The sequence below is a fragment of the Allobosea massiliensis genome, from assembly GCF_042655245.1.
Lineage (GTDB): Bacteria > Pseudomonadota > Alphaproteobacteria > Rhizobiales > Beijerinckiaceae > Allobosea > Allobosea massiliensis.
The window spans coordinates 58,116-71,641 of the sequence record NZ_JBHSLU010000005.1 but is presented as its reverse complement, the minus strand read 5'-3'; the positions used below and the strand labels follow the sequence as shown (position 1 = coordinate 71,641).

Annotated in this window: 11 protein-coding genes; 2 read left to right on the top strand and 9 right to left on the bottom strand. The window is 69.2% G+C overall.

The genetic code is table 11. The features are described 5' to 3' along the window. Positions 1-62: 62 nt before the first annotated feature. The 8 genes from ACFPN9_RS03020 to ACFPN9_RS02985 all read right to left on the bottom strand — a co-directional run bounded on the left by ACFPN9_RS03020 (position 63) and on the right by ACFPN9_RS02985 (position 10,970). Positions 63-443 carry a cadherin repeat domain-containing protein gene (locus tag ACFPN9_RS03020; protein ID WP_066723050.1) on the bottom strand — a complete coding sequence of 127 codons (381 nt, stop codon included), beginning with the start codon at positions 441-443 and terminating at the stop codon, positions 63-65. A 355-nt stretch (positions 444-798) separates the two neighbouring features. Further along, on the bottom strand, positions 799-2,115 hold the full coding sequence (locus tag ACFPN9_RS03015) for an HlyD family type I secretion periplasmic adaptor subunit (protein ID WP_066723046.1): 1,317 nt from the start codon (positions 2,113-2,115) through the stop codon (positions 799-801). 1 nt (position 2,116) lies between these two features. After that, the gene (locus ACFPN9_RS03010; protein ID WP_066723076.1) at positions 2,117-3,838 is read right to left on the bottom strand and encodes a type I secretion system permease/ATPase; all 1,722 of its coding nucleotides are present in this window, start codon (positions 3,836-3,838) and stop codon (positions 2,117-2,119) included. A 281-nt stretch (positions 3,839-4,119) separates the two neighbouring features. Further along, the gene (locus ACFPN9_RS03005; RefSeq protein WP_066723043.1) at positions 4,120-5,475 is read right to left on the bottom strand and encodes a dihydroorotase; all 1,356 of its coding nucleotides are present in this window, start codon (positions 5,473-5,475) and stop codon (positions 4,120-4,122) included. A gap of 13 nt (positions 5,476-5,488) precedes the next feature. Beyond that, a complete protein-coding gene (locus ACFPN9_RS03000) occupies positions 5,489-6,937 on the bottom strand; it encodes an amidohydrolase family protein (RefSeq protein ID WP_066723036.1) in 1,449 nt (482 codons plus the stop codon). Next, a complete protein-coding gene (locus ACFPN9_RS02995) occupies positions 6,934-7,992 on the bottom strand; it encodes an ornithine cyclodeaminase family protein (protein WP_066723034.1) in 1,059 nt (352 codons plus the stop codon). The genes ACFPN9_RS03000 and ACFPN9_RS02995 overlap by 4 nt, the downstream gene beginning before the upstream one ends. 10 nt (positions 7,993-8,002) lie before the next feature. Then, on the bottom strand, positions 8,003-9,046 hold the full coding sequence (locus tag ACFPN9_RS02990; RefSeq protein ID WP_082735114.1) for an ABC transporter substrate-binding protein: 1,044 nt from the start codon (positions 9,044-9,046) through the stop codon (positions 8,003-8,005). A gap of 217 nt (positions 9,047-9,263) precedes the next feature. Then, on the bottom strand, positions 9,264-10,970 hold the full coding sequence (locus ACFPN9_RS02985) for a serine/threonine dehydratase (protein WP_348626281.1): 1,707 nt from the start codon (positions 10,968-10,970) through the stop codon (positions 9,264-9,266). Positions 10,971-11,085: 115 nt separating this feature from the next. On the opposite strand from ACFPN9_RS02985, the gene ACFPN9_RS02980 reads away from it, so the two are divergent. Continuing rightward, entirely contained in the window at positions 11,086-11,961 is an 876-nt protein-coding gene (locus ACFPN9_RS02980; RefSeq protein ID WP_066723032.1) for an HpcH/HpaI aldolase/citrate lyase family protein, read from the top strand. A gap of 117 nt (positions 11,962-12,078) precedes the next feature. Here ACFPN9_RS02980 and ppa read toward each other — a convergent pair whose 3' ends face one another. Continuing rightward, a complete protein-coding gene (gene ppa / locus ACFPN9_RS02975) occupies positions 12,079-12,624 on the bottom strand; it encodes an inorganic diphosphatase (RefSeq protein ID WP_066723027.1) in 546 nt (181 codons plus the stop codon). 177 nt (positions 12,625-12,801) lie between these two features. Between ppa and ACFPN9_RS02970 the strand changes: the two genes are divergently transcribed. After that, positions 12,802-13,524 carry a protein tyrosine phosphatase family protein gene (locus tag ACFPN9_RS02970; protein ID WP_066723025.1) on the top strand — a complete coding sequence of 241 codons (723 nt, stop codon included), beginning with the start codon at positions 12,802-12,804 and terminating at the stop codon, positions 13,522-13,524. The last annotated feature ends 2 nt before the right edge of the window (positions 13,525-13,526 follow it).

Below are 13,526 nucleotides of genomic sequence, written 5' to 3'. Positions count from 1 at the left end.
GTCTCGTTGCCGTAATTGGCCCGGTCGCGGCCGAGGCCGCCGTCGAGGATGTCGGCGCCCGCCTAGCCGATCAGCGTGTCGTTGCCGGCGAGCCCCTGGATGATCTCGGCTGCGGCGGTTCCGGTCAGGGTATCGGCATTCCCCGTGCCCTCGATCGCGTCGCGGACGATGACCGTAAAGTCGGCGCTGACGAAAGCGCCGGAGAAGTCATAAGCCCGGATTGTCAGCGTCCAGCTCGGCTGCGCCTCGAAATCGATCGGGCCGGCGACGCGCAATTCATTGCCCACGATGGTGAAGGGCGTGCCCGCGCTGGTCAGTTCGTAGCGGGCGATGCCGTCGCCGGGATCGGTGTCCGTAGCGGAAAGGATACCGACAAGGCTGTTGAAGGGGCTGTTTTCGGTAACGGCGAGATTGGAGAGCGCAAGGCTGGTCGGCGCGGGCATGGCAGCTCCGAAAATAGCTTAAAAAATCGTTACCGCATCGGTAACATTACGCAGAGTTGTTGCTGCCGTAAAGCTGCGCTGCAAAAAAATAGGAGACAACAGCGCCGGCCAATACACCATAATATTTGCTAGATCAGCATAAGATGCTGCCGTCTTCGATCAAAAACTTGTTTCGTTTTGAACTGATTCCGCGCGGTGCAGGATTGTTGAGTTGCGCCTCTTTTTCGCCATGTTTCTGCGGCCTGCGCGGGATCGACCTTTATCGGATCGCCGCTGGGCGGTGGGACGGAGCCTGCAACCTGGAGTTACTTGAGCTGGTCCAGCCGAATGAGCCCTCCGCCCCCGCGCGGTGGCATCAGCGCTCGCGGAAGGCGCGGCCGGCCTGTTCGAGCAGCGGCCGCAGGAGATAGTCCAGCGCCGAACGGTCCTGGGTGCGCAGGAACGCCTGGATCGGCATGCCGGGAACAAGCTTGAAATCGCGCAACTGCCGGATCTCGCTCTCGGGCAGGGCAATGCGGGCGGTGAAATAGCTCAGCCCGGTCTGAGGCTCGCGGGTGAGGTCGGCGCCGATGCGCGTCAGGCGACCGCGCAGATCCGGTGTCGTGCGCTGGTTGCCGGCGAGAACGCGCACCACTGCCTCCTGCCCGGGAACGAGCTGGTCGATATCGGTCGGCAGGACACGGACGTCCGCGACGAGCGCTTCGTCATGCGGGACGATCGACATCAGCGTCTCGCCGGCGGCGACGACACCGCCGACGGTGAAGACGGTGAGCTGATGGACAAGGCCTGCGATCGGCGCGCGGATCTCGACGCGCGCGAGCTGGTCTTCGGCTGCGACGCGCCGCTCGCGCAATTCTGCAAGCTTGCCCTGGGTCTCGCGCAGATCGCCCAGAACCTGCGTCCGCATGTCCTGGTCCAGCTGGAGGATCTGCAGCTCGACCTCGGCGACCTTGCCGCGGACGCGCGCGCGTTCGGCCACGAGCTGGCCGCGTTCGCCGGAGACGCGGGTCTGATCGCGCTGCAACGCGGTGTAGCGCTGCATCGAAGTGAGGTTCTGTCGGAAGAGCTGCGCAACGCCGCGCAATTCCTCCGCGATCAGCTGCTCTTCCTTTTCCTTTGTGGCGATCTGGACCGAAAGACCCTGGGATTCCTCCGCGAACTGGGCCGCGCGCTCGCGCAGCTGGGCTTTCTGTCCCTCGCGGGAGCGGGTGCGGGCCTCGATCAGCCTGGCCTCGCCGGCCATCGCCCGCTCGACAGCCGGATCGGCCTGCCGCGCCAGGAGGTCGCCCGGGAAGGCGATGGCGGTCTGGCCATCGCGCTCGGCCAGAAGCCGCGCCTCGCGGGCGGCCAATTCGTCGATCTGGGAGCGGACGATGCCGAGATTGGCCCGGGTCAGCGTGTCGTCGAGGCGCAGCAGCACGTCTCCGGCCGCGACGGCCTGGCCTTCGGAGACATGGATCTGGCCGACGACGCCGCCGCTGGGATGCTGCACCCGCCGCAGATTGCCCTCGACGACCACCTGGCCCGCTGCGAGGACGGCGCCGGAGAGGTTGACCGCCCAGGCCCAGCCGCCGATGCCGAAGACGAAGAGGGCGACGCTGACGACTGCTACGCGGTTGAGGCGTGCGAGGCTGCCCTGGACCTCGGCAAGCTTCGGGGCGGAGAGGCTCATGTCAGGCGACCTCGCTGCGCCGTTCGACACCGCGGGCCTCGCCCGCGGCGGCGGGCGCCAGGATCTTCCGCAGGACCTCGTCGCGGGGGCCAAAGGCAAGCTGCGTGCCCTGGCCGAGATAAAGCACATGGTCGCAAACGGCCACGGCGGCGGGCCGATGCGCGATCGCCACGACGATCCCGCCGCGCTCCTTGACGCCGCGAATGGCTTCAGTGAGCGCGGCCTCGCCTTCCCGGTCGAGATTGGCGTTGGGCTCATCCAGCACGACGAAGAAGGGATCGCCGTAGAGCGCCCTTGCGAGGGCGATGCGCTGCCGCTGTCCGCCCGACAGGGCGACGCCGCCCTCGCCGATCACCGTGTCGTAGCCGCCGGGCAGGCGCAGGACCATGTCATGCGCGCCGGCCGCCTTTGCCGCGGCGACGACGGCGGCGGCATCGGGCTCGACCGCCATGCGTGCAATGTTGTCGGCGACCGTGCCGTCGAAAAGGCTGACCTCCTGCGGCAGATACCCGATGTGGCGGGCGATCGCGACAGGGTCCCAGTGGTCGATCAGCGCGCCGTCGAGCCGGACCGCGCCGCGCGCTGCCGGCCAGGCGCCGACGAGCACCCGGGCGAGAGAACTCTTGCCCGCCGCGCTGGGGCCGATGATCCCGAGCGCGTCGCCGGCCTTCAGCCCGAAGGCGACCTGCTGCAGCAGCGCGCCCATGGCGCCGGGAGCCGCCACGATCAGGTTTTCGACGGTAAGCGAGCGCGTGGGCGCGGGGAGCTCAGTCGTTTCGCCCGGTATCTGCATGGCGCCGAAGAGCCGCTTCAAGCGTCCGACGGCCTGGCGCGCATTGGTGAAGCCGTTCCAGCTGCCGATCGCGGCTTCGACCGGCGCGAGCGCGCGGCCGATCATGATCGAGCAGGCGATCACCGCTCCGGCCGTCATATCGCCGATGACGACGAGATAGGCGCCGAGACCCAATACCAGCGACTGGATCAGCATGCGCAGCGTCCGCGAGGCGCTGGCGAAGCCGCCGATCACGTCGCTGGTGCGCTGCATGGCGTCGAGGTAACGCCGGTTGATCCGCAGCCAGCGCTCGCGCAGCGCCGTCGTCATGCCGAGCGCCTTGATCGTCGCCGCGTTGGCGCGGGCCGCCTCGATCAGCGAGTGGCGCAGCGCGGTCTCGCGCAACGTCTCACGCTGGCCGTCACGTCCGCTGAGTTCCGTCAGCACCGTCAGGCCGATCAGCAGCAGGGCGCTCAGAATCGCCGCCGCTCCGATCCAGGGATGGATGAGGAAACAAGCGCCGACGAAGACGAGGATCCAGGGCATGTCGAAGATCGCGGCGGGGCCGGGACCTGAGAGGAAGGCCCTGATCATGTCGAGATCGCGCAGGGGCTGCCCGCTCTCGCCGGGCGGCCGGTTCTGCCGTGCCAGCAGGACGACGGCGCTATGGATGGGGCCGGCCAGCCGCTCGTCCAGCAGCCGCCCGATGCGGATCACGATCCGGTTGCGGACCGCATCGAGGAAACCCTGGAAGGCGAAGGCGGCGAGCAGCATCAGCGTCAGCCCGACCAGCGTCGGCACGCTGCGTCCCGGGATCACGCGGTCGTAGACCTGCAGCATGTAGATCGGGCCGGCGAACATCAGCAGGTTTGTCGCGCAGCTCACCAGCGCTACGGACCAGAAGGCGCGGCGGCACTCGGCCAGAGCGGTCGTCAGGACATCGGGCTTCATCGAGGCTCGCAGCCTCGCGCCCAGGGCCTGCCAAAGCAGGATGCGCCGCAACCCGATCGTTTACGCAATGCAGCAGCCCATCCGAGGCCCGAGAACGGCAAAAGCTTGGGCTCGCATCATCTAACCGAGAGGAAGTTCAGGGCAAGGGCAATCTTCGCCTGTGGGTTTACTGTCTTGAGTCAAGGTCAACCCGGCCGCAGAAGCTGCCGGCGAGACGCTGTCTTTGATCACTTTCGGTTTGCTGGCGCATCGGTTCACCGCATTCCGAAGGTGGGCCCGATTCAGGGCGGCTGGAGGGAGCGTCCCGTGCCGGGCGGGGCGATGACCTCCCCGTCCTGCGCCACGCAGGTCCCGCGCAGGAAGGTCATCGCGGCGCGGCCTTCGGTTTCGCGGCCCTCGAAGGGCGTGACCTTGCCCTTGGACTGGAAGGTCGCGCCGCGGATCGTCTCGCGGTGGTCGAGATCGAGTAGGACGAGGTCGGCATCCGTGCCCACCAGCAGCGCGCCCTTGCGGGGCCAGAGGCCGAAGGCGCGCGCCGGGGCCTCGCAGGCGAGGCGGACATAGTGCTGCAGCGTCAGCCGGCCGGCAGCCACCTCCGTCAGCATCAGGCGCATCGAGGTCTCGACACCCGGGAAGCCCGGCGAGGTCTCCCAGATCGAGGCGCGGTGCTTTTCCTCGACCGGATGCGGGGCATGGTCGGTCGAGATCATGTCGATCGTGCCGTCGAGCAGGGCGGCCCAGAGGGCCTCGGCATGGCCGGCCTCGCGGACTGGCGGCTTGACCCGCAGCGCATTGCCGCCGGCCCGCTCGGCGTCGTCCATGCTCAGCAGCAGGTAGTGCGGGCAGGTCTCGGCGGTGATGGCGACGCCGCGCCGCTTGGCCGCCGCGATCACCGGCAAGGCGTGGCGGCAGTTCTCATGGGCGATATGGATCTTGCAGCCCGTCCATTCCGCAAACAGCGCGATGCGCTGCACGGCCTCGACGGTGGCGATGTCGGCATGCTGGGCGAGATGGGCGGCGAGGTCATCGCGACCGGCTGCCTTCATCTGCGCGCCGCGCCAGTTCAGGATCGGCGTGTTCTCGGCATGGACGGTGCAGCGCAGCCCGGTCTCGCGGATCAGCGCCAGCGCATCGAGGACGGCGCCGTCGTTCGGGCAGGGGACGAGCGGGTTGTCGCTGCCCAAGAAGAGCTTGAAGGCGCTGGCGCCGGCCTCCGCCATGGGCTGCAGATCGGCGAGATTGGCCTCGCCGACATAGCCATAGACGCCGAAATCGACATGGGCCTGGGGGCCCGCGATGGCGATCTTCTCGCGCACCGCGGCGGCATTGGCCGTCGGCGGGTCGGTGTTGGGCATGTCGAAGATCGTGGTGACGCCGCCGACCGCCGCGGCGGCGGTGGCCGTCGCCCAGGTCTCCTTGTGCGAGAAACCGGGCTCGCGGACATGGGTATGGACGTCGAGCGCGCCGGGGATGAGCGGGCGCCCGCCGGCCTCGATTACCCGGCGCGCGGAGGGCATCGCCTCGCTGCGGCCGATCGCGACGATGCGGCCATCGTCCACCGCGACGGCGCCATGGCGGCTGGCCTCGGGGGTGACGAGCAGCGCATCGCGGATGACGAGATCGACGGTCGCGCTCATGGGGCTGCCTTGCTCATGGGACGGCTCTGGCGATCGCGTCGGCCGCGGCGAAGAGATCGGCGTTGCGCCGGCGCAGGCTCGCCTCCATCGCCTCGATCTCGCCGAGGACGGCCGGTGCGTCGAAGGTCGTGATGCGGCCCTGGTCGAGCACGATGCGCCCGTCGACGATCGCGGTCGTCACCGCCGCGCCGGTTTCGGCAAAGACGAGCTGCGAGGCGGCGTCGTTGAGCGGGCGCCACCAGGGCGCGTCGAGCCGGTAGAGCACGATGTCGGCGAGTTGCCCGGGCGCAATTTCGCCGAGCCGGCCGGCGAGGCGCAGCGCGCGGGCGCCTTCCACCGTCGCCATGCGCAGCGCGTCGCGGGCGGTGACCCATCGGCGCCGGTCCGGCAGGTCCGAGCGGTGCAGCAGCGCGGCGGCGCGCATCGCCTCCTGCATGACGAGGTTGTCATTGGCGCCCGAGCCGTCGGTGCCGAGCGCGATCGGCACGCCCGCCGCCAGCATTTCCGGCGTCCGCATCCGCCCCGTGCCGATGCGGGCATTGCTCTCGGGATTGTGGACGGCGATGGCCTGGCGCTGCGCCATCAGGGCGATGTCGGTCTCATCGAGCCAGATTGCATGGGCGCAGGACCAGCGGTCGGAGAGGATGCCGAGGCGCTCGAGATGGGCGAGCGTGCTCTCGCCATAGCGCTCCCGCGCGATCCGCGCCTGGGCCTTCGTCTCCAGCAGATGGGTGTGGATGGGCAGGTCGTGTCTCTCTGCCAGCTCGGCGCAGAAGAGCAGCGCCTCGTCGCTGCAGCGATCCGGGTTGGAGGGGGCGGGGCAGAGCCCGATGCGGCCGGCACGGCCATGCCAGCGGGTGACGAGATCGGGCATCTGCTCGCGCAGCTCGGCGAGCGGATGCGGCGCCAGCAGACCGGAGCCGCTGACCAAAGTCGTCACCGAGGCCGGCACCTCGATGCCGGCGGGGATGATGTCGGAGAAGACCCCGTCGAAGAAGCGCATCGCCAGCGTCGTGCGCAGGCCGGTCTCCTCCCAGGCCGCGAGCACGGCGTCCATGTCCGCCGTGCTGAAGCGCTGTCCGGGGAAATGGTCGATCAGCGCGGTCGTGCCGGTCGTCAGCATCTGCGCGGCGCAGAGCAGCACGGCGAGGCGGATCTCGTCGGGCGTGCGGCGCGAGGTGTGGGCCTGCGTGAGCCACATGAAGGCGGGGTGGCTGAGCCCATCGGCGAAGCCCGACATCGTGCCCGACTGCGAATGCATATGCGCGTTGATCAGGCCGGGCGCCGCGAGCAGGCCGCGACCGTCGATCTCGCGCGTGACGCTGCCGGGCGGTTGCGGCGGCACCTCGCCGACGGCGACGATGGTGTTGCCGCGGATCAGGATGTCGCCCGAGGGCGTGTCCTGCGCGGCCGCGCCGGCCAGGATGCGCGCGCCGCGGATCAGGAGCGTTGTGCCCGTCATGGCGCCCCCTGCAAATCGACCGGCGTGCCCAGGCCGCGGGCCAAGGCCTTCGTCACCAGAGCGTCTGCCAGCAGCACGTCCTGCAGCGGCAGGCCCATCGACTTGAACACAGTGACGTCGGCGCCGGGGCTGAACGGCAGCGCGCGCCCCGGCAGCGCGCCGATCTCGCCGCGGAGGCGGGCGGGGTCGAGCGCGCCCGAGGCCTGCGCCCGGACGAGATCGCCCGCCTTGGCGAAGGCGTCCTTGCGAGCGTCGAGATAGATGTCGGCCCGGCGGATCAGGTCATCGTCGGCCTCGCGGGCGCCAGGCCGGTTGGCGCCGCCGAGCACGATGCAGGCGCCGGGGCGGGCGGCCTTGCCGGGGAAGACGGGCTCCTCCGAGGTCGTGACGGTGACGACGATCTCGCTTGCGGCGACGGCTTCGGCCGGTGTGGCCGTCGTCACCAGTTTGATCCCGGCCAATGCGGGCTCTCGCGCCAGCGCGGCGGCCAAGTCACGAACCCGCTCTGGCGAACGGCCGACCAGATAGAGACGAGTCAGCGAGGGCCGCGCGATTGTTAGATAGAGCGCCGTGAGCGGGGCGCTGCGCCCCGCGCCGAAGAGGGTCGCTGTGCCGGCATCGGGAGCGGCGAGCCGGTCGAGGCCGGCGGCAAAACCCGCCGCGGTGCGATGCTCGTTGAACAGGCCGGCTGAGATCAGCGCCCGCGGCTCTGCCCGGCTCCAGTCCCACAGCGTGAGCAGGCTCGTCCAGCGGCGGGGAGCGTCGGGCCCGTCGGGATAGGCGTGGACATTGCTCTTGATCGTCAGCGTTGCCGGCCCGGCGCTGCCGGTGAGCAGCAGGCAGCCGCGCCGGGGATCGTCCGCCCTCAGGTCGCCACGCAGCGCATGGCCCTCACCCGCCGCCGTGAGCCGGAAGGCTTCGGCCGCCAGCGCGACCGCTTCCGCAGGGTCGACGAGGGCGCGGATATCGGCCTCGCTCAGCACGATCATGTCGGGCTCGCCGGTTCGCTGGCTGGCGGGGTGCGTGACAAGCCGGGCGCGCTCGGCGCCCGGCATCGGCCGTCGCTCAGCTCTTAGGCGCCGGCATTTTGCGCTCGGCCAGGGGCGGCAGGAAGGAGCGGTTGAAGACCTCCTCGACCTTCGGCGTGCTCTTGAGATCGAAGGCCTCGCCGATCTGAGCGATCGCCTTGGTCATGCGCTCGTCCGAGACATCGCCGGCGCCGAGCTTCTCGGTCTCGGGGGTCAGCATATGGGCCTTGTAGGTGAACTCGATGCGCTTGGCTTCGATCTCGGCATTCACCGTGGGTTCGACGCGGTTCATCACCTTGCCGCCCTCGGCCGGGTTGGCGGCGAGTTCGAGCATCGCCTTGTTGATCGCCCGGACCAGCCCCGCGACGGCCTTCGGGTTTTCCTTGATCAGCTTCTGCGAGACCATCACGCCGTTCGAATAGGAGGCGATGCCGTGGTCGGAATACATGATGAACTTGTAGTCCTTGTCAGGATTCAGCTTCATCCCGATCAGGTTCATGTAAGAGGTCACGGTGAAGACGAAGCCGCCGTCGACCTGGCCCTGAACCATCATCATCTCCTGGACGGAGGGGGTGATGTTGACGACCTCGACCTTGCTGGCGTCGATGCCGTTGAGCTTGGCGAAGATCGGGAACAGCCGGTGCGTCGCGGAGCCGGCGGGCGAAGTCAGCTTGCGGCCTTCGAGGTCCTTCAGCGTCTTGATCGGCCCATCCGCCTTGTGGATGATCGCGAAGGGCGCTTTGTTGTAGATCATGTAGACCATCACCGGCTGCTCGCCCGGCTTGTTCACGGCCTGCTGGATGATCGCGTTCATGTCGCCGAAGCCGGCGTCATAGGCGCCGCCCATGATGCGCGTCACGGTCGCGGCCGAGCCGTCGCCCTGGTCGATCGTGACGTCGAGCCCCTCGGCGGCGAAATAGCCCTTTTCCTTGGCGTAGAAGTACCAGGAGTGGACGCCCTGGTACTTCCAGTCGAGGGTGAAGCGGATCTTGGTGGGTGCCTGCGCGAAAACGGGGGAGGCGAAGCCGAGCGAGGCGCCGAGGGCGGCGGCGATAGCGGATTTCAGGAACTGGCGGCGCATGGCGGCTCCTTCGCGAGAGGGGGCGGATCGATCGCGTGCGGGGGCTCTGTTTGCGAAGCGGGCGGCGGCGTCTCCGCAGCCGCATCTTCGGTGGAACAGGAGCTGTCCGCTCAGGGGATCACGCTAGGGCGGGCGCAGCGGTGACGTCTTGTGCTGAGTTCTTGCCGCAGCGCTGCAAAAAATGCAGCGCTGCGGCTGAGAGCGCGGAGGCGGCGGATCAGCCCGCCAGCGCGGCGAGCCTGCCGAGATCGACATTCGCGCCGCAGACTAGGACGCCGAGCCGCTCGCCCGGCTTGGGCCGGTAGGCTCCGCAGAGCAGGGCGCCGAGCGCCGCGGCGCCGCCGGGCTCGACCGCCAGCCGGAAATCGCGCCAAAGGGTCACCTGCGCACCGGTGATGGCCTCGTCGGGGACCAGCACGACATGATCCACCGCATCCTTGCAGACAGCGTGGACGAGCGGGCCGACATTGCGGGCGCCGAGCGAGTCGGCGGCGACCGAGGCGACCTCGACCTGCACCGGCCCGCCGGCTTCGAGCGCGGCCTGGAGCGCGCGCGAGCCCGCCGGCTCGACGCCGACGACCTTGACCTTCGAGCCTGCGAACCAGGCAGCGATGCCGGAGATCAGCCCGCCGCCGCCGACCGCGACGAGGACGGTGTCGAGGTCCGGCTCTTGTCCCTGCCATTCGCGGCCGAGCGTGCCCTGGCCGGCGATGGTCTCCTTCGCCGCGAAGGGGTGGATCTTGAGGGCGCCGCTTTCGGCGACGAAGCGGTCGCAGGCGGCCTGTGCGTCGTCATATTGCGCGCCACCGATCACGACCTCGGCGCCGAAGCGGCGGATCGCCTCGATCTTCGGCGGCGGCGAGATCTCGGGGACGAAGATCGTCGCCTTCACACCACGGGCGCGGGCCGCATAGGCGACTGCCGCGCCATGATTGCCGCCGGAAGCCGCAGCGACGCCGGCGACCGGCACGTCCAGCGAGAGCAGGTTGTTGAAGGCGCCGCGCGTCTTGAAGGAGCCGGCATGCTGCAGGCATTCGAGCTTCAGCGAGATGTCGGCTTCAGAGCCGAAAGCACCTGTGCCCAGCCGCATCACGGGGGTGACGCGGGCGTGGCCGGCGATGCGCTGCGCGGCCGCCTCGATCATCGGGCGCGGGACGGGGTTCTCGGTCATGGCGGTGTCCTGTGGCGGCGAGCGATCGGGCCGGTAGCTCCAGATCGCGACGGGTATGCCGTGGCTATCGCGTCCCGGCGGGTCGGGGAAGGGCCGTCCGCGCCCGGCTGCGATGTGCCGGGCGACGACCAGGGCGGCGAGCGCGTCGAGCATGTCGTCGGCGCCGGCGCCTCTCGGCGGGCGGGCATGGACGGTTTCGGGCGGGATGCCTTCCACCACAAGAAGGGCGCGCCGCTCGGCCATGCCGGCCTCGTTGATGCGACCCTTGATCTTCTTGGGGTGTGCGAGGGGGCCGCCGCGCATAGTGGCGAAGGCGAGCTCGGGGTGGACCTCGCGGATGTGCTCGCGCAGGCCCGTCTCGGCCCGCAAAAGGGTGTCGATCTCGCGGATGCGCGGGAAGAGGTGGAAGCCCTGCTTCGACACCTTGCGGGGCGGCTGCGAGGTGGCCAGCGCCTGCCGGCAGGCCTCGCCGTAGTCGGCGGCTTCCACGGCCGCCCGCGACGGGATCGAGAAGACGGAGGACTGGCGCTGGCCGAGCCAGGGCCGCACCAGCTGTTCGGGGCCGCGACCCGACCCCTCGATCCGGTCGGGCAGGCCGATCGGCATATCGACCGCGATCAGTGCGGGATCAAATGCCAGCAGGGTGCGGAAGTCCGGCTCCACGCGCAGCAGGGGTGGGCCGCCTTTCGCCGTGTCGAGGCAGGCCGCGATCCAGCCGCCCTTGCACCCGTCGACGCCCGCGATCCAGCCCATCGTCCCGCCTTCCTCATGCGACCTTCGCAGAACTGACCTTGCCGGCGCTTCGCGTCTAGTGTGCGGTGCAGCGACGATTGGCCGGAGGCAGGACCTCCGGAGCCGGGAGACAGCCATGACGACCATCCGCCCCCGCCGCAGCGTGCTCTACATGCCGGGTTCGAACGCCCGTGCGCTGGAAAAGGCCCGCGAGATCGCCGCCGATGTCCTGATCCTGGACCTGGAGGACGCGGTCGCGCCCGAGGCCAAGGCAGCCGCCCGCGAACAGGTCTGCGCTGCCGTCAAAGCCGGAGGCTATGGCCGGCGCGAGCTCGTGATCCGGACCAATGGCGTCGATACGGCGTGGTTCGGGGACGATCTCGGCGCTGCGGTCGAAGCGAAGCCGGATGCGATCCTGATCCCCAAGGTGTCGGCCCCGGAGACGCTCGACCAGATCGGCGCGCAGCTCGACAGCCTGAAGGCACAGCCGACGCTGCGGGTCTGGGCGATGATCGAGACGCCGCTCGCCATTCTTCAGGCCGAGGCGATCGCGCGGGCCGCACGCAATCCGCACAGCCGCCTGAGCTGTTTCGTGATGGGGACGAACGACCTCGCCAAGGAAACCCGCGCCCGCTTCGTGCCCGGCCGGGCGCCGATGCTGCCCTGGCTGACCAGCGCGATCCTGGCGGCGCGCGCGCATGGGCTCGACATCCTCGACGGGGTCTACAACGACCTCAAGAACGAGGAGGGTTTTCTGGCCGAATGCGAGCAGGGACGTGATCTCGGCTTCGACGGAAAGACCCTGATCCACCCGGCTCAGGTCGCAACGGCCAATGCCGTCTTCGCCCCCGACGAAGCCGAACTCGCCCAGGCGCAGGCGATCATCGCGGCCTTCGCGCTGCCCGAAAATCAGGGCAGGGGCGCAATCCAGCTCGGCGGGCGCATGGTCGAGCTGCTGCATGCCGAGATGGCCAAGCGTGTCGTCGCACTCAGCGAGGCGATCGCTGGTTGAGGCTGCGTCCGTCCTCGTTCGTCGAGAGGCTTCCGGCGGACATGCGAAAGGGCCGCGCCTGCGGCCCTTCCCTGATCCTTGCCGAGCCGCAGCGAAGGTCCGCGCGCGGAAGAGGCCCTACGCCTTCGCGGCCTTGGCAGCCTTGGCGCGCTCCATCGCCTCGACGATGAGCTGCTTGGCCCGGGCGGCGTCGCCCCAGCCGGTCAGCTTGACCCATTTGCCGGGCTCGAGATCCTTGTAGTGCTCGAAAAAGTGCTGGATCTGGTCGAGCGTGATCTTCGGCAGGTCGGTGTAGTTGTGGACGTTCTCGTAGCGCTTGGTCAGCTTGGGGACCGGCACGGCGATGATCTTCTCGTCGCCGCCGCCCTCGTCCTCCATCATCATCACGCCGATGGGGCGCACCGCGATGTAGGAGCCCGGAATCAGCGGGCGGGTGTTGGCGACGAGCACGTCGCAGGGGTCGCCATCCTCCGAGAGCGTGTGCGGGATGAAACCGTAATTCCCCGGATAGCGCATCGGCGTGTAGAGGAAGCGGTCGACGAAGAGCGTGCCGGCCTCCTTGTCCATCTCGTACTTGATCGGCTCGCCGCCGATGGCCACCTCGATGACCACATTGACTTCGTCGGGAGGGTTCTTGCCGATGGAGATGGCGTCGAGGCGCATGGAGTGGAGACCTGTCAGGATGGGAAACGCGTGCCTTATGAGGGTTCGCGCGGCAAACGCCAAGTCCGACCTTGGCCCAAGCGGACACAGCGTCCATTTGCCTGAGGGGCCTGCCGCTGCTATCGGGCGCTGCATGACACGCCCTTCGAGCCGTCGCCCGTCGCATTGGCTGCTTCCATGCTGAGCCGCCTGCGCCCCGACGAGGAGCGCTATGCGCGGCGCATGGCGCGGATCGCCCGCTGGGACCGCCCGATCGAGAGCCGTGGCCAGCGCTTCCAGGCCTGGGCCAACATGCTGCTGGTCGATCACGGTATCTTCCGGCTGGCCTATCTCAACGCGCATCGCGTCACGCCGCGGCTGTGGCGTGCGGCGCAGCCGGCGCCGGGGCAGATCGCCTGGTTCGCGCGTCAGGGCGTGAAGACCATCGTCAATCTGCGCGGCGGGCGCGAGCACGGCTCCTGGCCGCTGCAGCGCGAGGCCTGCGAGCGCCACGGCATCGTATTGGTCGATTTCGTGCTGCGTTCGCGCGGGGCGCCCGACCGCGAGACGATCCTCGGCGCGGGCGAGTTCTTCGCCTCGCTGACGGAGCCGGCGCTGGTGCATTGCAAGTCGGGCGCGGACCGGGCCGGGTTCTTCTCGGCGCTCTATCTGCTGATCCATGAGCGGCGCCCGCTGGCGGAGGCGACACGGCAATTGTCGCTGCGCTACGGCCATTTCCGTTTCGCCAAGACCGGCATTCTCGACGCCTTCTTCGACGCCTACCGCGTCGAGGGCGAGGCGAAGGGCATCGCCTTCCTCGACTGGGCCCGGGACATCTACGATCCCGAGCGGCTCGAGCGAAGCTTCCGCCCCGGTTTCCTGTCGTCGCTGCTGGCGGACCGGCTGATCCGCCGGGAGTAGCG